This window comes from Niallia sp. Sow4_A1, from assembly GCF_052116745.1.
Classification (GTDB): Bacteria; Bacillota; Bacilli; order Bacillales; family Cytobacillaceae; genus Niallia; species Niallia hominis.
This window is the reverse complement of sequence record NZ_JBQKKM010000029.1, coordinates 33,627-52,263: the sequence shown is the minus strand read 5'-3', so window position 1 is coordinate 52,263 and position 18,637 is coordinate 33,627. Positions and strand designations below refer to the sequence as shown.

The following is an 18,637-nucleotide window of genomic DNA, read 5'->3' as shown; positions in this document are numbered from 1 at the left end:
TAATTGGTGGTTTTAGTGAGTTGTTTCAACACTAAACATCTAATCTGATACAATGCCAATGTAATCTTTTCACCATGAATGGGTGGGAAATCGCTCATCTAATTTCAATTGAATCTGTTTATTGCTCTTAGTGCCGAATTGATTGGGATTCCACAAATTACCTATAAAAAGTTCTTGGTTAGCACTTTTGCCAGATTCCTTAGCATTTTCCTAAAGGATTTGATGCAAATAGGCAAATTTGGGTTTGATATAATAGAAGTATCAACTGCAATAAAGATTGATATCCCAAGGTGAATGGGTGGTTAAGTAATTAGACAATAGTTACAGGATTTAGCTCAGAAGGTAAACTAAAATCTTGCTCAAACCATTGATATCGTAGGATTGAAATTGGATTAAGGTGTTATATTCATCGGTAGAGTTGAGTAGAAAGAACAATGGGCAATCGCTTCGCTCACTGCTACGCCTCCCTACGGTCGTTGTTTGGGACGCTCCCTGTGGTCACTTCGCCACCTAAAGGTGACGACCCTATCAATCTCAATCTGTAAAAAATTACCTGAAATGCTTGTAATATCAAGGGCAATTAAGGGTTTAAAAAATCGTGCAACTTTTAACATAATATTAATTCATATACCCTTATTTATATTACGACAAAAGATGCACGATTTTTACCAATCTAAATCAAAAGCAAAAACACTAACTAAACTATGAAAGGGGAGAATTAAATGTGGTGTATCATCTGATGCACCGCCTCTATTGAAAAGGAAGATGAAAAGTGGAAAAAATATTTACATTAGCGGAATTGGTTGAGGAATACGGGACAGAGGTTCAAAAGGAATCATTCGAGAATAATGGGAATCTTAATAGACGTTCATTTGATTCAATAATCAAACGTGTTGAGCAAGATTGGGAATCCGTCAAAGAAGAAGGCAGAGGCTCGAAACGGAAAATCAAATGCAGTGGAAAACTTGAAGATAAAGCTATGAAGAAAGACGGTCGTGTAAGAAGCGGTCGTCAACAAGTTGAACATAGAATTCCAATGGATGTAATTGTAGCCACTCACTTAGAATATGATATGACGCAACAAGCAAGTATGAGTCTAGGAAAATGGGCAGTTGAATTTGGATTAATTACTGAACTTGAATATGACCTATTACGTTCTAGACACAGTAGTAAGCTTCGTCAGAAACACATTGATAAGGCAATTCAAAGTGGAACCCTTGAAGAAGACCAAACGAAGCTATTAGATGAGTTTACACAGCACTGCCTTGAAATATATGGGCAATTGGTTAAGACCTTAGAGCATATGGAAAAATGCGGTATCATTTTATTCTATGAGAACTGGATGGCATATGGCAAAGATGGGAAGGTCAGTATCAATCCCGAAATTATGAAGAAGATTCTAAAGGCTAGACGAGAATTGATGAAGAAACATGAGGTTGTTGAATTCAACCTAACTGCACATCGAAATGCTAAAAAGGTTAAAAACTTCAATCGTGAATGGAAAGAGACATTAGCAGAAGTTAAGGACGAAAATGGTAATAAATTAGGAATCAAGTATTACTGGAAAGAATACGCAGTGATATTAAAGGCTTCAAGTAAAGCGGTACAGCGATATCTTGAAACATACTGTGTCGATTCCCTAGAAGTCTATGTCAATGATAAAGACCTATTCATAAACGAAAATGTAGCGGACTATGAACTAAAGCGTAAGGTTAATATCATGAAGAAGGCTGAGAAACGTCACAAGCAGAAGCTTCAGGAATACAAGGAGCAGAAAATTAGCTTTGCCACTGCAGAAGACGAAGAATGGATTAGATTCTTCTACACACAACAGGAACTTGAGGATATTGTAGCAGGATATGACTTAGGCGTTAAGAGGTTGCACCTTCAGAATCTGTATATGGAGCGGATGGGACAGCTATTCGAATTGTATAACATAAAAGGCTATAACAATAAAAAACACTTAGAAGGAGTCTCTTAATTGAGGCTCTTCTTTTTCGTATTGGTGCGGATGATTGAACAAGGTGTTGGGTTTAACAGATAGCTACACAACGATTAATAAAACTGTGATTTCATTAACTAAAAGAGGGTTAATATGGAAGAAGACATTTGTTCACTATCCAGCTGGTTCAACAGGATTGTAATGTTATTGTAACTTTTGTAATAATTAATGAAAAGATTATAATTTCCATTCCTTCTCTAACATAAATACAGACTTATTTAGCCGTTTTAATACGAGATGGTAGGTTAGTATTAAATGATATTAAAAATGAAATCTCAGTGAGTTTATGATGCTTAGAAGAGATGTGAACAATAATAATAGGGATTTATTTTATATACAAAATAACATTTTTTTAATATTACCTTAACAAAGTTTTGTGTGAAATTTTGTAAAATTATATAGAACACAATAAATTGTAAAGTAGGGGTAACTTTTGAAAGAAACTATTTATGACTTTGATGATTTATTAGAAATGTTAGATTCCTTACTGAGAGAGCCAACTCAGTTTTGGAATAACTTTTATTCTGACCGTGAAAAGGATGTTCCTTTTTTTACAAATTCCCCCGATGAGAATTTAGTTAGTTACTTTGAAAATGGACTATTTAAGCATGGGAAAGTCCTTGAATTAGGTTGTGGGGCAGGTCGAAACGCAATATATTTTGCTGAAAAAGGATTCTGTGTTAATGCTGTAGATTTATCTCAAGAGTCGCTTAAATGGGCAAAGGAAAGGGCAATTGAAAAGAATGTAAACGTAAACTTCATCAATAAAAATATCTTTGAATTAGACATTGAAGAAGCAACCTACGACATCGTTTATGATTCGGGGTGCTTTCACCATATTGCTCCTCACCGAAGAATGAGTTACATAAACTTAGTGAAGAAAGCATTAAAACCAAATGGCTACTTTGCAATCACTTGTTTTTTTCAAGGTGGGGAGTTAGGCGGTGCAGAAATATCGGATTGGGAAGTATATAGACTACGAAGTCTAAAAGGCGGATTAGGATATACTGAGGAAAAATTAAGGTCTATCTTTAGGGATATGAAAGAAATTGAAATAAGAAAAATGGTGGAAGTCCAACAGCCGAATGATATTTTTGGTGTACCCGACTTTTTGACTGCTCTATTTCAAAAATATTAACTTGCCTTTTTCTTATCAACAAGCAAGCTGCGTTTCTGTGATAAGCAGGAACGCTTTTTGTATTGGTGGTAGAGGATGTCAGAGGTTCATATACACGTCCTCAGACGCTCAGAATGGCTCAGTGTGGCAGTTTAAGAGTCTCGCATCCCTTCTCTTTCCCCTTTGGATTAAATTATGCTCGCAGATTGAATCTGAGGGCATTCTGTAAGCCTGCCGTGAGGATGGTGTGTGCAGGTGGATACAGAAACCACGCACATCCACAAGCAAGTATTCGATAAATTTCCGACACGACTCGAATAATGGATATATTTTAGTACAGTAAATTGATAAATCAGATAGTAATAAGTTAATGTTGTTCGAGACGAACAACGAAATGGATTATGAAACGCAAATCAATAAAACTCGCTGCACTCCTTGGTATAACGTGTTCAATTAATAAGACCTTTGTTTAGAGTTCTACGTATTGTTAATAATCCATTTCGGTGCAAATACTTGAAAGTTATTGCACCGTTTTATCGACATTGCTATAATAGGCTTCATAAGGTGCATTAACTTAGTGCAATAAATGAATGATGAATAGTGAGGATATAACATGAAATATGGATATGCAAGGGTATCAACACTAGCACAAGATTTAGAGGTTCAAATTCAAGCATTACAAGCAGAAGTTTGCGAGGTTATATATAAGGAGAAGTTCACAGGTACTAAAACAGATAGACCAGAGTTCAACAAGGTGCTTGAGGTATTACAAGAAGGTGATACTTTGGTGGTAACGAAATTAGACCGTCTTGCCCGAAACACAAAAGAAGGCATTGAAGTAATCGAGAATCTATTCAACAGAGGCATTAAAGTTCATGTCTTAAATGTTGGACTACTGGAGAATACAACAATGGGAAGATTCTTCTTGACCACTCTTCTAGCTGTGGCTGAAATGGAACGTAACTTAATTGTGGAACGAACTCAAGAGGGTAAAGTATTGGCAAAGCAACGTGATGATTTCAAAGAAGGTAGACCAAGAAAACACTCCAAGCAACAAGTTCTACATGCTTTAGAATTGCTTAAGACTCATACATACAAAGAAGTTGAAGCAATGACTGGCATAAAGAAGCGAACACTGATTAACAGAAAGAATGAACTAGAAGCAAAGCATTTATAGGAGACTCCCGAACCAAGGAGTCTCTTTTCTTTTGCATAAGTTATGGGGGCGGTATTTTCCACATTCTCATGGGATTCATGAGTGGGAGATGGGGGAGGCTACTGCATTCACACGTCACGTATTGTTTTACTTCCGATAAAGTATTAAAGTTCAAATTTTTGTAAATATTTGTGATATAATAGTAGATTGCTAAGGCAGATTCACTATGAATTATAGGGTGGCGATAACTTGAATCTTAATCATAAAATCAAAAAAAGAAAAAAGGCTATTGATACAATTAATGAACTTGTTGCCAACGCTTCACATCTGTTATTAATACATTATTCTTGTGAAAGCTTTTATAATGTTCCAAGCGGTTATACACCGAGGGTCACTTCAATAGCAGTAAGGTATTATAATACAGCACAAACAAAATCGTTTGCTATTCATAAGATAGCTGAAATGAAAAAAATAGCATTCGAGGACATTGAACAAAACTATGATGAAATTGAAAGAGAAATGTTAAAAGAGTTTTTTCAGTTTGTTAAGAAGCATAAATCCTATACTTGGATTCACTGGAATATGAGGGATTTTAATTTTGGATTTGAAGCTATTGAAAATAGATATAGGGTTTTAGGCGGAAGACCCGAAACAATAGACGATGATAAAAAGTATGATTTGGCTAGATTACTTATTGATATTTATGGTGTAGGTTATATCGGTCATCCAAGGTTAGAAAAACTAATTGAAAAAAATAAAATCTCAAATAGGGATTTTTTGGATGGGCAATCCGAAGCTGCAGCATTTGCTAATAAAGAATATGTAAAACTGCACATGTCAACTCTAAAGAAAGTTGATGTTTTTCATTCCATTTTAGATAAGGTAGCATCAGGAAATTTAAAAACAAATGCTAAATGGCATGAACCTTATGGATTATCTCCTCAAGGTGTTTATGAAGCCATTAAGGACCACTGGCTTTACGCTGTTGTTATGCTGATTGTAGGGGCAATTGTAGGGGCAGTTGTATCTAACATAATGAGTTGAGTAATATTGGGGGAATAATATGTTTGAAGAATTGTTTTATGACGTTGAGTCTTTAAAGAGATTATTAGTATCCAAAGCTACAGGGGGACAGGAAAATAACAGCGAGTATACGGAACTAAGACAAAAATTATTAAATAATGGATATACAAAAGCGTATTTGCCACATTTTTTAAGAACATGTCGTTCTTTAAACGATTTCTGGAACTATATTAAGGAAAAGTCAACTACTTACCAAGGAAGAAGGGACTATTTGCGTATTGAATTTGAAAAGGTGTTAATGATATTAGAGGACATGACGGAATCTGAGTTCCCTATTGATGAAGTTGTTTCGTTCTCTAAGGAAGATAAGTTAGATTTAGAGTATGTTCAACAAGCATGGCAAAAAGCGTTAGATAGACGTACAAATGACCCAGAGGGTGCTATCACTATAGCTAGAACTCTACTTGAAGCCACCTGTAAGCATATAATGGATGACGCTAATATCGAATATGATGATAAATCGGAATTACCTCAACTATATAAAGGAGTACAAAAAGTGTTAAATTTAGCACCTAGTGAACATACCGAGCAAATTTTCAAAGAAATACTTAGTGGGTGCGTATCTGTAGTCAAAGGGTTGGGTTCTATAAGAAACAAATTAAGTGATGCACACGGAAAAGGTCAAAGAGTTCCTACACCATCGGCTAGACACGCACATTTGGCAGTTAATTTAGCAGGAGCGATGGCTTCTTTCTTAGTATCTTCATGGGAAGAAAAAAGGAAAATAGTGGGATGAAGGAATGTCGGATTAATGAACTGAACATCGATTAATAGAAATAATGAAGTCAAACAGCAAGTTAAAGAGACTCCAAGAGGGGTCTTTTTCTATACGTTGATGATATGGGGGGAGTATTTTCCACAAATTACGGGGTTCGTTGTAAGGGGGATGAGGTAGGTAGCCTCACATCCACATCCCAGAATTCTAAAGATACCGATACCTTAATTATTATTACATTAGATGCTTGAATGATAGACCATGAGTAATTATAATGGAAGAAAGTCAATCGGTCTAAGTTCGAAAAGTGACCGTTATACTATAGGGAAGAAAATAGCGATAGTGTCCCAGTAGCTCAGCCGGATAGAGCATACGCCTTCTAAGCGTACGGTCGGGAGTTCGAATCTCTCCTGGGACGTCAAGGGTTCGGAAAGAGAAAGTTTGAACCATATGAAGATGCTTCAAATCCTTATTTTTAAGGGTTTGAAGCATCTTTTTTTTTTGGAAGAAAAGGAAACAAATAAAAAGATAAAGGTGCTTCTTATTCACAAATTTTACAAAAGGATATATGTGTTTGAAGTAAGTAAATCCAAAGTTAACGGGAAATTTACTATCTTCCATTGATAAACCAACTAATTCTCTGTTACCTCCTCTATTCAAGACCATTAGTGTATCTTAAATGTAGATACTATAACAGTCGTTCCCTTCTTTTATCATAATGTAATAATTTTGCGGAGGGTTTTTAACGTATTGGGAGTTTTTCTTTGCTTTAGGTAATAGATTAAGCCTATTTTACAAGTGAAATTTAGCAAATGGAGTACGATTTAGGCGAACGACTACTTAAATTTAATTGACTAACTTTCATAATGTAAGTAAAATATAAAAAAACTTATAAAAAGAAGGTGTATATTGATGAATTCTTATGATTTGAAAATAATTGAATGTTTAATGGCTAATTCAAGAATTAAATGGGCGGATTTGGCAAAGGAAGTTGGGTTGTCGGCGCCAGCAACTGCTGAACGTGTTAACCGATTAATTCAGCAAGGTGTAATTAAGAATTTTAGTGTCTTATTAGACTCTGAAAAAGTAGGGAGCGAATTAACTGCATTTGTTGCAGTATCATTGGAGCATCCGAAAAATAGAGGTCCTTTTTTAGAATTAGTAAATAAATTAGAAGAAGTTCAAGAATGTCATCATATTGCAGGAGAAGATGACTATTTACTTAAAATTAGAAGTAGAAATACAAAGGATTTAGATCGTGTGATTAGTCATGAGATAAAAGGTTTAAAAGGTATCATCAGAACTAAGACAACGATTGTCATGGATACAACAAAAGAAACTTTTCGAATGCCGTTACAAAAACATAAATTTTTAATAGAGGAAGGAGAGTAAGATGCTTATTGAATTTTATATAAAGGGATTACTAATTGGTTTATCAATTGCAGCACCAGTTGGACCAATTGGCGTTTTATGTATCCGAAGAACTTTAGCACATGGAAGAATAGTGGGATTAGTTTCGGGATTAGGAGCAGCTGCTGCGGATGGAATTTATGGATTAATTGCGGGATTTGGTTTAACTGTCATTACTAATTTATTAATTGGTCATCAATTTTGGATTCAATTAATAGGTGGATTTTTTCTTTGTTATTTGGGAATAAAAACGTTGACTTCTAAGGCTAGTTTTACACAGTCAGATACTCAAAAGAAAAATAGGATAAATGCGTTCATATCAGTTTTATTTTTGACTTTAACAAATCCAATGACCATTCTATCATTTATTGCCATTTTTGCAGGTTTAGGTATTTCAAACTCAGAAAATACTATCATTTCTTCTGTTATTTTAGTGATGGGGGTGTTCTGTGGTTCTACTTTATGGTGGGTAATATTAAGTAGTAGTGTAGGATTATTTAGAAATCGAATTAGTGGCCAATCTTTAACGATTATTAATCGATTATCAGGATTAATCATTATTATTTTTGGTGGTATCACTTTATATGGTTTAATGTAATATATTATATATCTACATTTCTAGAAGTAGTTAAAAAGTATTCCTCTGTCGTTACATAAAGGGGTTGACAGAGAAGTAATACGACCAAAGAAAACTCCAAACAATCATAGTTTGATCGTTTGGAGTTATTATTAGTTATGGAAAAAAGGTGTTTTCGTAATATTATTCACATCCTGAAAATACGTCGCTTTATCGGGCTTGCTCTTGAGTCGTCTGGCAAGATTTTGAACTTTTTTAACAGCCTCCGACGCTCACCTCTCCAAACCAATCGTTTATTTACTTTCAAATATGCTTTCCCATGAATCGAACTGGAGTCTACATGGATTCAGACTGCTTAGTTTTTTCAAAGTGGAAATAGGTTTATCTCACCATCTTTTTCTTATTCCACTTTCTTTCGTTCAACTGTGGTATGCATTGTTTGAGATGGCATGACTTCTACTTCATTATTATCGAAGTTTAGTTTATTTAGATTCTCTTGTTCTAATTCTCCCTCATTATCTAAGAGAACAATATATTTTCCTGCTTGTAATTCCTTTTCATATGGCTCAAGATCGGTGTCAGAAAAGAATGTCTTTAATCGATCTAAAAAGGATGTTGGCTCTACTTCTTCTATTCCAGTAGCAGTATCTACTTCTGTTTCTTGTTCAATTAATGCCGTTTGTTCGTTTCTTGTAATAACGGAAATATGATTGGGTGAATATCCTTTAGAGAGAAGTTCGTCTATTGCATTTACTGTTTCTTCAGGAGAATCATATATACCTACAACACTTTTTGTCATATACCTATTCCTCCTTTAAACAAATAGTTCTTGCATATTTTTTATATTCCCACTAGTCAGAGGGAATAAACAGTGGATTTTCTGTCTCAACAAAAATTCCTATTTTTGTGAATTAGCAAACTTTTTTCCCATAAAAAATAAAGAAATAGTTGTACCTTATATTAGAATAATGATAGAGAAATATCTCCTGTTAAATCCTCTATTTAATATTTTATTGGTTATCTTTTATCACAAGCAATGTAAGTATAGAAAGATTTCTATTTTAATATTCTGCTCTTTAATTTTCATTAAGACTCATCCTCATTCAAGGACAATCGCACGGGTTACGAAGGTTTGGATGATTTAACTAATACCTAACTAATGGAAGTTACACATTATTTCACCTACAAAGGTATAATTAGGAATAAAATAGCGAATAATGGAAGTAAGAAAAATAATGTTCAGAAAATCACTTATAACACTTGAAAACGCTTACTGTTATCGTGTATAATAGACTTAAGTAAAATAATCAATAGATGAAACAATGTGAATAGATGAACATGACTAACATTATATAGAAGGAGACGTGCACCATGATTCTCAAAGAATTAGGAAGAAGTAGGCTAATTGTTATTAATTATTATAAGAATGGTTTTTTAGAAACATGTAAGGGACAAGTTCAGAAGCTAAATTTAATAGATCAAACCATTGATTTAAAAGATGATAAAGAAAACACGTATCAAATTCGTTTATCATGGATTCATGATATATGTGCGGTATCTTAGTTTGATTACCTAATTAATGCAATCGCTTTCTTTTTTTGCGGTTGCATTTTTTTGTCTGAAATTAAATTATATGAAACAAAATGAAAAAACAATGTAAGATTTTATTACATATTAGTTTTAAGTAAAGAATTATTTTATTATAATGAACCATATTAAGGATTTTTTTAGAATATTTTCAGCGAAAAAAGAATTTTTTAAATTTTTTAATTCATTAAAAAAGTACATGCATTCTTTATACAGCAATATTGTAAACGTTTTCTAAGTGTGGTTTCGTTGTTTAAATAATCAAACAATTCTCAAAAATACTGTTGACTCTTGTTTAAATTCAGCGTAAGATAACCTCAACAAATGAAAAACACAAAATGTTACATGCTAATTTAGCATAGCAAATAGACACCATGACTAACTGAATTTGTTTGACATGATTAATAGATTAATTCGATGATGAGGATAAGTAGTTTTCTATTTTGGATTCCAAAGAGAGCCGGTGGTTGGTGTGAACCGGTGAACCAATAGGAAATGAACTCACCTCAGAGTGTTAGCTTGAAAGGTAATCCTAGTAGAGCTAACCGAGTGTTTCCACTCGTTACCAAAAGAGAACGAACCGTTCAATTAAGTGCATACGCTTTTCGAAAGTGTATGAATAAGGGTGGTACCGTGGAAAGGAATGCCTTTTCACCCCTTTGATTACTAAAAAACATTAGTAATCATTGGAGGTGGGAAGGCTTTTTTCATGGAAAGAGCCCTTCTATTGATACAAATTAATTAAGTAATAGGAAAGTAATTTAGGGAGGTTATACAAATGTTACAGGAGACTGCCTTTGAAAAGACAAAGGCCCAAGTGAAACCGTTAACTGGTGCTGATCTCTTATTACAGGCTTTGGAAAAGGAAAATGTTGAATTTATTTTCGGATATCCAGGTGGAGCTGTCTTACCAATATATGATAAGATTTATGACTCTAAAATCTTTCATGTTCTGCCAAGACACGAGCAAGGAGGAATCCATGCAGCTGAAGGGTATGCGAGAATCTCTGGAAAACCAGGAGTTGTAATTGCGACATCTGGTCCTGGAGCAACTAATATTGTAACAGGACTTGCTGATGCAATGATGGATTCTCTTCCGCTGGTTGTATTTACAGGTCAGGTTGCAACAAGTGTAATTGGAACAGATGCCTTTCAAGAAGCCGACATTTTAGGGATTACGACCCCAATAACAAAATATAATTGTCAGGTTCGAAATCTTGAAGATATACCGAGAATCATAAAAGAAGCGTTCTACATTGCAACAAGTGGAAGACCAGGTCCTGTGTTAATTGATTTTCCGAAAGATATTGCGGCTACCATTTCAAGTGTTCCTGATGAAAAGGAAGTAGACCTTCCTGGCTATCAACCAACAACACAACCGAATTATTTGCAGATTCGAAAATTAACAGAAGCTGTAAGTGCAGCAAAAAAACCAGTAATCTTAGCAGGTGCAGGTGTCAATTTTGCAAAAGCTAGTGCTGAATTACTTGAATATGCAGAACAACAACAAATACCAGTCGTCCATACACTTCTTGGATTAGGAGGCTTTCCAGCTGATAACAAGTTATTTGTTGGTATGGGAGGGATGCACGGTTGTTACGCTGCCAATATGGCATTATATGAATCAGACTTATTAATTAATGTTGGGGCAAGATTTGATGATCGTTTAACTGGAAACTTAGCACATTTCGCACCGAATGCTGTTAAAGCACATATTGATATCGACCCAGCAGAGATTGGCAAGATAATTCCAACGAAAATCCCGATTGTAGCAGATGCGAAAGAAGCTTTGAGCATGTTAATTAAGCAGAAAGGTCTACATTCAGAGCATAGAGATTGGTTAGAAAAGATTGAAAATTGGAAAAATGAATATCCTTACTACTATAAGGAGTCTAATCTTCTTAAACCACAGCAAGTATTGGAGCTGCTTTTTGAAAAGACAAAAGGAGAAGCAATTGTAACAACGGACGTTGGACAGCATCAAATGTGGGCTGCACAGTACTATCAATTTAAAGAGTCCAACCGTTGGGTAACTTCTGGGGGATTAGGAACAATGGGGTTCGGGCTACCATCAAGTATTGGTGCACAATTGGCTGATCCAAAAGCGACGGTTCTAGCAATTAGCGGCGATGGAGGCTTTCAAATGTGTAGCCAGGAGCTTGCATTAATTAGGGAATTAAATTTACCAATTAAGATTATTATTTTTAATAATCAGGCGTTAGGAATGGTAAGACAGTGGCAAGAATTTTTCTATGAGTCTCGTTTTTCCCATAGTAAGGAGTCTTTCCAGCCTTCCTTTGTCGCTTTAGCAGAAGCATATGGAATAAAAGGATACCAAATATCATCTGCTAAAGAAGCTGCAAGCATTCTGGACGAAGTGTTAGCGGTAAGAGAACCTGTATTATTAGATTTCCGTATTGATCCAAACGAGAATGTATATCCAATGATAGCACCAGGAAAAGGATTACATGAAATGGTAGGGATGAAGCCATGAAAAAAATAATTAGTTTGACTGTCTTGAATAAGTCAGGTGTATTAAATCGAATCACAAATCTTTTTTCGAAAAGAAACTATAACATTGAAAGTATATCTGTAGGGCATACAGAGCATGAAGGTGTTTCTCGAATTACATGTGTTGTACATGTAGAAAGTGATGGAATTATTGAACAAATAACAAAACAGTTAAATAAGCAGATTGATATATTGAAAGTGGTTGACATCACTGACCAAGCAATTGTTGCAAGAGAGCTAGCTTTAATAAAAGTACTTGCTACACCGCAGACAAGGCATGAATTATACTCAGTAATCGAACCATTTAGAGCTTCTGTAATCGATGTAAGTAAAGAAAGTCTCGTTATCCAAATTACAGGAGAATCAACCAAAATTGAAGCTTTTATTGAACTGCTTAGACCGTATGGAATTAAAGAATTGGCCAGAACTGGCACAACTGCATTCCCACGTGGATCTCAAAAGACAGCAACTCATAAAAGTAACTATTCTATCGTTTAAATCTAATATTAAATAAATCTAAATTTTACAGACGAAAGGGAGAAGAAAAATGGCAAAAATGTATTATAATGGAGACGCAAATTTAGGATACTTTGAGGGGAAAACAGTAGCGGTAATTGGATATGGATCACAAGGGCATGCACATGCTTTAAATATGAAGGATAGTGGAGTAAATGTTATTATCGGATTAAGAAAAGGAAATTCATGGAATAAAGCAGTGGAAGATGGATTTGACGTATTCCCGGTTGGAGAAGCAACAGCTAAGGCTGATATTGTCATGATTTTACTTCCAGATGAGTTGCAAACAAAAGTATACAATGAAGAAATTAAACCAAATTTAACAAATCAAGCTTTAATGTTTGCGCATGGATTTAACATTCATTTTAGTCAAATTGTTCCTCCAAGTGAGAGTGATGTATTATTGGTTGCTCCAAAAGGCCCAGGTCATCTTGTTAGAAGAACATTTGAACAAGAAGCAGGAGTTCCAGCATTATTTGCAATCTATCAAGATGTTACTGGTGAAGCGAGAGAACTTGCTCTTGCATATGCAAAAGCAATTGGAGCATTACGTGCCGGTGCATTAGAAACGACTTTTAAAGAAGAAACAGAAACGGATCTATTTGGTGAACAAGCGGTTCTTTGTGGAGGGTTGACAGCACTAGTAAAAGCAGGCTTTGAAACATTGGTAGAGGCAGGATATCAACCAGAATTAGCATACTTTGAGTGTTTGCATGAGTTGAAATTAATTGTTGACCTAATGTATGAAGATGGAATGGCTGGAATGAGATATTCCATTTCTGATACAGCACAATGGGGTGACTTTGTAACAGGGCCACGTATTGTAACAGAAGATGTGAAGAAAGAAATGAAAGCTGTACTTACAGATATTCAAGAAGGGAAATTTGCTAAAGGCTGGATTTTAGAAAATCAAGCAAATAGACCAGTATTTAATGCGATTAATGACAGAGAAAGTGAGCATTTAATTGAAAAGGTCGGAAAAGAATTGCGTGCAATGATGCCATTTGTTAAAAGCTCTAGGAAGAAAGAAGTGGTGGGTAGTGGCAAAAATTAAGATATTTGATACAACATTAAGAGATGGGGAGCAATCGCCAGGTGTTAATTTAAATTTGGCAGAGAAGTTGGTAATTGCTGAACAGTTAGAAAAGTTGAATGTAGATATCATAGAGGCAGGCTTTCCTGCTGCCTCTAAAGGTGATTTTCAATCTGTTCAACAAATTGCGCGAACGATAAAAAATAGTTCTGTTACTGGTCTAGCAAGGGCAGTAACATCGGATATAGATACTGCTTGGGAAGCTTTAAAAGATGGGGCAGAACCAAGAATCCATGTTTTTCTAGCAACAAGCCCCATTCATAGACAATATAAGTTGAAACTATCGAAAGAACAAGTTGTGGAGCGAGCGGTTTCAGCTGTTGCATATGCTGCTAAAAGATTTCCTGTCATACAATGGAGTGCAGAGGATGCTTGTCGCACGGAACTTCCATTTCTAGCAGAAATAATCGAAGAAGTAATTCAAGCTGGAGCACAAATAATAAATATACCAGACACTGTAGGGTATATTACGCCAAATGAATACGGAGAAGTTTTTCAATATTTAAAAAATAATGTTCCATCCATTGATAAAGTTTCTTTATCAACCCATTGTCACGATGATTTAGGGATGGCCACAGCTAACTCACTGGCAGCCATTGAAAATGGAGCAACACAAGTAGAATGCACTATTAATGGCATAGGTGAAAGAGCAGGCAATGCTTCGATGGAAGAAATTGTGGTAGCGCTTCATATCAGAAATGATCATTATCAGGAAAGAACAAGAATTAATCTGAAAGAGATTAGTAGATCAAGTAGCTTAGTTAGTGAATTAACAGGAATGGTAGTACCAGGCAATAAAGCAATTGTTGGTCGCAATGCATATGCGCATGAATCTGGTATTCATCAGGATGGGGTTCTTAAGGAGAAAACTACCTATGAAATTATTTCTCCAGAACTTGTTGGCTATGTGAACAATAACAATATGGTGTTAGGAAAGCATTCAGGCAGCCATGCATTTAAAACAAAGCTGCAAGAACTAGAGCTTCAGGTAAAGGAAGAGGATGTAAAGAATCTCTTTATTGCCTTTAAGGATTTGGCAGACCATAAAAAAGAAATCTCTGATGAAGACATTATTGCTATTGTGTTAGAGAACAAGCTTGCTAAGGAAGAGAAGTATTATGAATTAGTTGAGGTTAAGGTTCAACATAAAAATGATAATGAAGCAGATGCGGTCGTTAAGCTTTCTGGGCCGAAAAATGAATTAATCATTCAACATGGCACAGGATCAGGAAGTGTAGAAGCGCTGTATAACACACTTGAAATGTCTATTTCTGGTCAAGTAACGCTAAATGATTATCGAATACAATCATTAGGTGCAGGTAGAGATGCCTTAGCTCAAGTATTTGTAAGAGTGCAATATGACCAAAAAGAAAGTACAGGTAGAGGATTGGATCAAGATGTTTTAATAGCATCCGCTAAAGCATATATAAATGCTATTAATAGAGCTATTCTTGCAAAAGAACAATTTTTGGAAAAAGTGTAGGCTTTAAGGTCTGAAAACCAAGCCTTTGATATAGGGGAGCGAATGAAGATGAACAAAAGAATCGCTGTATTGCCAGGTGATGGAATTGGACCTGAAATAGTTGCTGGGGCAGTCAGAATTTTGCAAACAATTGAAACTTTATATGGCCATCAGTTCGAATTAACTTATGCAGATATAGGTGGATGTGCGACAGATAAAACAGGGACTCCATTACCTAATGAAACAATTACGATATGCAAAAATAGTGATGCCATTTTATTAGGGGCAGTAGGTGGTCCGAAATGGGATTCTCTTCCTGTTGAAAAACGTCCGGAGCAAGGACTATTAAAAATCAGAAAAGCATTGAACTTGTTTGCGAACCTGAGGCCGACAACCTGTTACGAAAGTTTAGCTGACTCGTCCCCTCTAAAGAAAGATATTATTGAAGGTGTGGACTTGATTGTTGTGCGTGAGTTAACAGGAGGCATCTATTTTGGGACACCAAGCGAACGTAGAGAAATAGATGGGAAGCCAGGTGCTGTAGATACACTGCAATATAAAAATGAAGAGATAGAGCGTGTCATCGAGAAAGCATTTGAAGTCGCAAAAACAAGATCAAAAAAGATTACTTCTGTTGATAAGGCAAATGTTTTGGAGACTAGTAGAGTATGGAGAGAGATTGCAAATCAAGTAGCAGAGAAATATCCGGATGTTTTGCTTGAGCATATGCTTGTAGATAATGCAGCAATGCAGCTTATTAGAAATCCAAAGCAATTTGATGTCATCGTTACGGAAAATATGTTCGGCGATATTTTGAGTGATGAAGCATCTGTCTTAACAGGTTCATTAGGGATGCTTGCTTCAAGCAGTTTATCAGAAGAGGGGCCATATTTATATGAACCGATCCATGGCTCTGCACCAGATATTGCAGGAGAAAATATTGCCAATCCATTAGCGACGATATTATCGACAAGCATGATGCTACGATTATCATTTCAGCTAGATAAAGAAGCAACAGTAATAGAAGAGGCTGTAAATAATGTCTTGAATAAAGGATATAGAACAAGGGATATTCTTTCACCAAATTGTAAAATTGTTTCTACAAATGAAATGGTAGAAGCTGTTAACAAAGAAATTTTCGAGTTAGTAGCATCGACACATGCTATATAAAAAAGAGAAGATAGAGCGGCAGTAATTGGGATATAGGTGACTAATAATAGAAAGAAACATGTTTATGGGCTTGTCAAAAGAATAATTTGACAGCCCTTTAATCTACAAAAAGGAAATAAAAGAAATGGATTGGAGGGCAAAGTAATGGGGAAATCCATTATCGATAAAATTTGGGAAAAACATATAGTGCATAGAGAAGAAGGGAAGCCAGATTTATTGTATATTGATCTGCATCTTGTTCATGAAGTTACTTCTCCACAAGCATTTTCTGGATTAAGAATGAAAAATCGGAAAGTAAGAAGACCAGATCGTACATTTGCAACGATGGACCATAATGTTCCAACACTTAACCGTTATAAAATAGATGATGAAATCGCGTTAAACCAGATGACTACTCTCGAAAAAAACTGCTTAGAATTTAATATTCCTTTAGCAGGGCTAGATAGTCCTGAACAAGGGATTGTCCACGTAATCGGCCCAGAGCTTGGATTGACACAGCCAGGAAAAACAATCGTTTGTGGAGATAGTCATACATCGACCCATGGAGCTTTTGGAGCCCTTGCTTTTGGAATAGGCACAAGTGAAGTAGAGCATGTTCTTGCTACACAAACTTTATGGCAAACTAGACCAAAAACATTAAAAATAGAGGTCAACGGTAAGCTTGCTCATGGTGTCAATGCGAAAGATGTTATTCTTTATATACTTTCTAAATATGGAGTTAACTTTGGTACTGGCCATGTTATTGAATATACAGGGGATGTAATTCGTAATCTTTCAATGGAAGAAAGATTGACTATTTGTAATATGTCCATTGAAGGCGGAGCCCGTGCAGGGTTAATATGTCCAGATGAAACGACCTTCTCCTATTTAAAAGGAAGAAAACACGCACCAGAAAACTGGGATAAAGCAGTACAAGAATGGCGTAGCTTAGTTTCGGACGAAGATGCTACCTACGATAAAGTTATTACGATTGATGGTCATGATATTGCGCCAATGGTTAGTTGGGGTACAAACCCATCTATGACTGCAAAAGTAGATGGAAAAATTCCAGCAACAGAAAATTATCAAGACGAAACAGATCGTCGTGCCCTACATAGTGCGCTTTCGTATATGGGGCTAAAAGAAGGAATGGCCATTACCGATATTGCAATTCAGCATGTGTTTATAGGTTCCTGTACAAATTCCAGAATAGAAGATTTAAGACAAGCAGCGAGTGTTATTAAAGGCCAAAAGGTATATCCAGGAGTGAGGGCACTAGTTGTCCCAGGTTCTCAAAAAGTAAAGAAACAGGCAGAGGAAGAAGGACTGGATAAGCTATTTGTAGAAGCTGGTTTTGAATGGAGAGACGCAGGTTGCAGTATGTGTTTAAGTATGAATAATGATGTGGTTCCAAGTGGGGAACATTGTGCTTCGACCTCAAATAGAAATTTCGAAGGACGGCAAGGAGCCGGTGCCAGAACTCATTTAGTTAGTCCGTCGATGGCTGCTGCAGCAGCATTATATGGACGATTTGTTGATATTCGAAAAATGAATGTAGAATTACAAGCTACAACGTAAAGGGGGAAGCGATTGTGAGTGGTTTTAAGAAGCTTTATGAAAAGGCAGTAGCAATGGATCGAGTAAATGTAGATACAGATCAGATTATTCCAAAGCAATTTTTAAAGCGCATCGAAAAGACGGGATTTGGCAAATTTGCTTTTTTTGATTGGCGCTATTTGAAAAGTGGAGAACCAAATCCAGAATTTGAGTTGAACTTTCCTGAAAACCAAGGAGCTTCTATATTAATCGCTAATAAAAACTTTGGTTGTGGATCATCCAGAGAGCATGCACCATGGGCTCTTCAGGATTTTGGGTTTTCTGTCGTTATTGCTCCATCCTTTGCAGATATTTTTTATCAAAATTGTTTGAAAAATGGAATGCTTCCTATTCAATTACCTACAGCAGAAGTGGAGTATCTTTTAAAGGAAGCCCAAAATCAACCCTATTTTCTTCATATTAATTTAGAAGAGGAAAAAGTAGAAGATGATCAGGGCTTTACTGCAACATTTACTATCCATCCATATTGGAAAAAAATGTTGACTAACGGCTGGGATGAAATTGAAATTACGCTCCAGTACAGTGATAAAATAGCAGATTATGAAAAGTCTGTTACACAAAATTAGCAGTTGACTTCGCTTAGATAACCTTTAGAAAACAGGTGCTTTCCTGCCTTTCTAAAGGTTTTTTTCTTTTGAGCCT

The 18,637-nt window shown here is 35.7% G+C and carries 17 protein-coding genes, 1 tRNA gene and 1 other annotated feature; of the genes, 17 read left to right on the top strand and 1 reads right to left on the bottom strand.

The features are described from left to right. Positions 1-772 precede the first annotated feature (772 nt). From ACTQ5K_RS16035 to ACTQ5K_RS15995, 9 genes are all read left to right on the top strand, one after another. A complete protein-coding gene (locus ACTQ5K_RS16035; RefSeq protein WP_235247817.1) occupies positions 773-1,981 on the top strand; it encodes a hypothetical protein in 1,209 nt (402 codons plus the stop codon). 34 nt (positions 1,982-2,015) lie between these two features. Beyond that, entirely contained in the window at positions 2,016-2,144 is a 129-nt protein-coding gene (locus ACTQ5K_RS16030; RefSeq protein ID WP_268817786.1) for a hypothetical protein, read from the top strand. A 291-nt stretch (positions 2,145-2,435) separates the two neighbouring features. Beyond that, the gene (locus ACTQ5K_RS16025) at positions 2,436-3,140 is read left to right on the top strand and encodes a class I SAM-dependent methyltransferase (RefSeq protein WP_235247815.1); all 705 of its coding nucleotides are present in this window, start codon (positions 2,436-2,438) and stop codon (positions 3,138-3,140) included. Between the two features lie 592 nt (positions 3,141-3,732). After that, positions 3,733-4,296 (top strand): recombinase family protein, encoded by a 564-nt coding sequence (locus tag ACTQ5K_RS16020; protein WP_172918743.1) that lies wholly within the window; start codon positions 3,733-3,735, stop codon positions 4,294-4,296. Between the two features lie 228 nt (positions 4,297-4,524). Next, a complete protein-coding gene (locus tag ACTQ5K_RS16015) occupies positions 4,525-5,319 on the top strand; it encodes a hypothetical protein (RefSeq protein WP_235247813.1) in 795 nt (264 codons plus the stop codon). 19 nt (positions 5,320-5,338) lie between these two features. Further along, positions 5,339-6,094, top strand: coding sequence for an abortive infection family protein (locus tag ACTQ5K_RS16010; protein ID WP_235247805.1), 756 nt, complete (start codon positions 5,339-5,341; stop codon positions 6,092-6,094). Positions 6,095-6,417: 323 nt separating this feature from the next. Further along, positions 6,418-6,491: transfer RNA gene (locus ACTQ5K_RS16005), tRNA-Arg, on the top strand. Between the two features lie 494 nt (positions 6,492-6,985). After that, positions 6,986-7,465: an Lrp/AsnC family transcriptional regulator gene (locus ACTQ5K_RS16000; protein ID WP_235247797.1), complete on the top strand. Its 480-nt coding sequence runs from the start codon at positions 6,986-6,988 to the stop codon at positions 7,463-7,465. A 1-nt stretch (position 7,466) separates the two neighbouring features. Next, positions 7,467-8,081, top strand: coding sequence for a LysE family translocator (locus ACTQ5K_RS15995; RefSeq protein WP_441994067.1), 615 nt, complete (start codon positions 7,467-7,469; stop codon positions 8,079-8,081). 379 nt (positions 8,082-8,460) lie between these two features. Here ACTQ5K_RS15995 and ACTQ5K_RS15990 read toward each other — a convergent pair whose 3' ends face one another. Then, positions 8,461-8,859 carry a general stress protein gene (locus ACTQ5K_RS15990; RefSeq protein ID WP_031534724.1) on the bottom strand — a complete coding sequence of 133 codons (399 nt, stop codon included), beginning with the start codon at positions 8,857-8,859 and terminating at the stop codon, positions 8,461-8,463. 572 nt (positions 8,860-9,431) lie between these two features. Between ACTQ5K_RS15990 and ACTQ5K_RS15985 the strand changes: the two genes are divergently transcribed. The 8 genes from ACTQ5K_RS15985 (at position 9,432) to leuD (ending at position 18,561) form a co-directional block, all read left to right on the top strand. Continuing rightward, on the top strand, positions 9,432-9,623 hold the full coding sequence (locus ACTQ5K_RS15985) for a YolD-like family protein (protein WP_031534722.1): 192 nt from the start codon (positions 9,432-9,434) through the stop codon (positions 9,621-9,623). Between the two features lie 432 nt (positions 9,624-10,055). Beyond that, positions 10,056-10,309 (top strand) — a binding site (T-box leader). A 116-nt stretch (positions 10,310-10,425) separates the two neighbouring features. After that, on the top strand, positions 10,426-12,141 hold the full coding sequence (ilvB, locus tag ACTQ5K_RS15980; RefSeq protein ID WP_031534720.1) for an acetolactate synthase large subunit: 1,716 nt from the start codon (positions 10,426-10,428) through the stop codon (positions 12,139-12,141). After that, positions 12,138-12,656, top strand: a complete 519-nt coding sequence (ilvN, locus tag ACTQ5K_RS15975) for an acetolactate synthase small subunit (protein WP_031534718.1) — start codon at positions 12,138-12,140, stop codon at positions 12,654-12,656. The genes ilvB and ilvN overlap by 4 nt, the downstream gene beginning before the upstream one ends. Positions 12,657-12,705: 49 nt before the next feature. Continuing rightward, complete coding sequence (gene ilvC / locus ACTQ5K_RS15970; protein ID WP_031534716.1) at positions 12,706-13,728, top strand: ketol-acid reductoisomerase; 1,023 nt, start codon at positions 12,706-12,708, stop codon at positions 13,726-13,728. Next, positions 13,715-15,250: a 2-isopropylmalate synthase gene (locus ACTQ5K_RS15965; RefSeq protein WP_031534714.1), complete on the top strand. Its 1,536-nt coding sequence runs from the start codon at positions 13,715-13,717 to the stop codon at positions 15,248-15,250. Before ilvC ends, ACTQ5K_RS15965 begins: the two co-directional genes overlap by 14 nt. A gap of 48 nt (positions 15,251-15,298) precedes the next feature. Then, positions 15,299-16,399 carry a 3-isopropylmalate dehydrogenase gene (leuB, locus tag ACTQ5K_RS15960; protein ID WP_441130377.1) on the top strand — a complete coding sequence of 367 codons (1,101 nt, stop codon included), beginning with the start codon at positions 15,299-15,301 and terminating at the stop codon, positions 16,397-16,399. A 144-nt stretch (positions 16,400-16,543) separates the two neighbouring features. Then, positions 16,544-17,956, top strand: a complete 1,413-nt coding sequence (gene leuC, locus ACTQ5K_RS15955) for a 3-isopropylmalate dehydratase large subunit (RefSeq protein WP_441130379.1) — start codon at positions 16,544-16,546, stop codon at positions 17,954-17,956. Between the two features lie 14 nt (positions 17,957-17,970). Next, entirely contained in the window at positions 17,971-18,561 is a 591-nt protein-coding gene (leuD, locus tag ACTQ5K_RS15950; RefSeq protein ID WP_441994066.1) for a 3-isopropylmalate dehydratase small subunit, read from the top strand. The last annotated feature ends 76 nt before the right edge of the window (positions 18,562-18,637 follow it).

Coding starts and splice junctions, on each gene's coding strand:
- ACTQ5K_RS16000 (WP_235247797.1), top strand. CDS start 6,986: ATGAATTCTTATGATTTGAAAATAATTGAATGTTTAATGGCTAATTCA.
- ACTQ5K_RS15990 (WP_031534724.1), bottom strand. CDS start 8,859: ATGACAAAAAGTGTTGTAGGTATATATGATTCTCCTGAAGAAACAGTA.
- ilvC (WP_031534716.1), top strand. CDS start 12,706: ATGGCAAAAATGTATTATAATGGAGACGCAAATTTAGGATACTTTGAG.
- ACTQ5K_RS15995 (WP_441994067.1), top strand. CDS start 7,467: ATGCTTATTGAATTTTATATAAAGGGATTACTAATTGGTTTATCAATT.
- ACTQ5K_RS16010 (WP_235247805.1), top strand. CDS start 5,339: ATGTTTGAAGAATTGTTTTATGACGTTGAGTCTTTAAAGAGATTATTA.
- leuB (WP_441130377.1), top strand. CDS start 15,299: ATGAACAAAAGAATCGCTGTATTGCCAGGTGATGGAATTGGACCTGAA.
- ACTQ5K_RS16020 (WP_172918743.1), top strand. CDS start 3,733: ATGAAATATGGATATGCAAGGGTATCAACACTAGCACAAGATTTAGAG.
- leuC (WP_441130379.1), top strand. CDS start 16,544: ATGGGGAAATCCATTATCGATAAAATTTGGGAAAAACATATAGTGCAT.
- ilvB (WP_031534720.1), top strand. CDS start 10,426: ATGTTACAGGAGACTGCCTTTGAAAAGACAAAGGCCCAAGTGAAACCG.
- ilvN (WP_031534718.1), top strand. CDS start 12,138: ATGAAAAAAATAATTAGTTTGACTGTCTTGAATAAGTCAGGTGTATTA.
- ACTQ5K_RS15985 (WP_031534722.1), top strand. CDS start 9,432: ATGATTCTCAAAGAATTAGGAAGAAGTAGGCTAATTGTTATTAATTAT.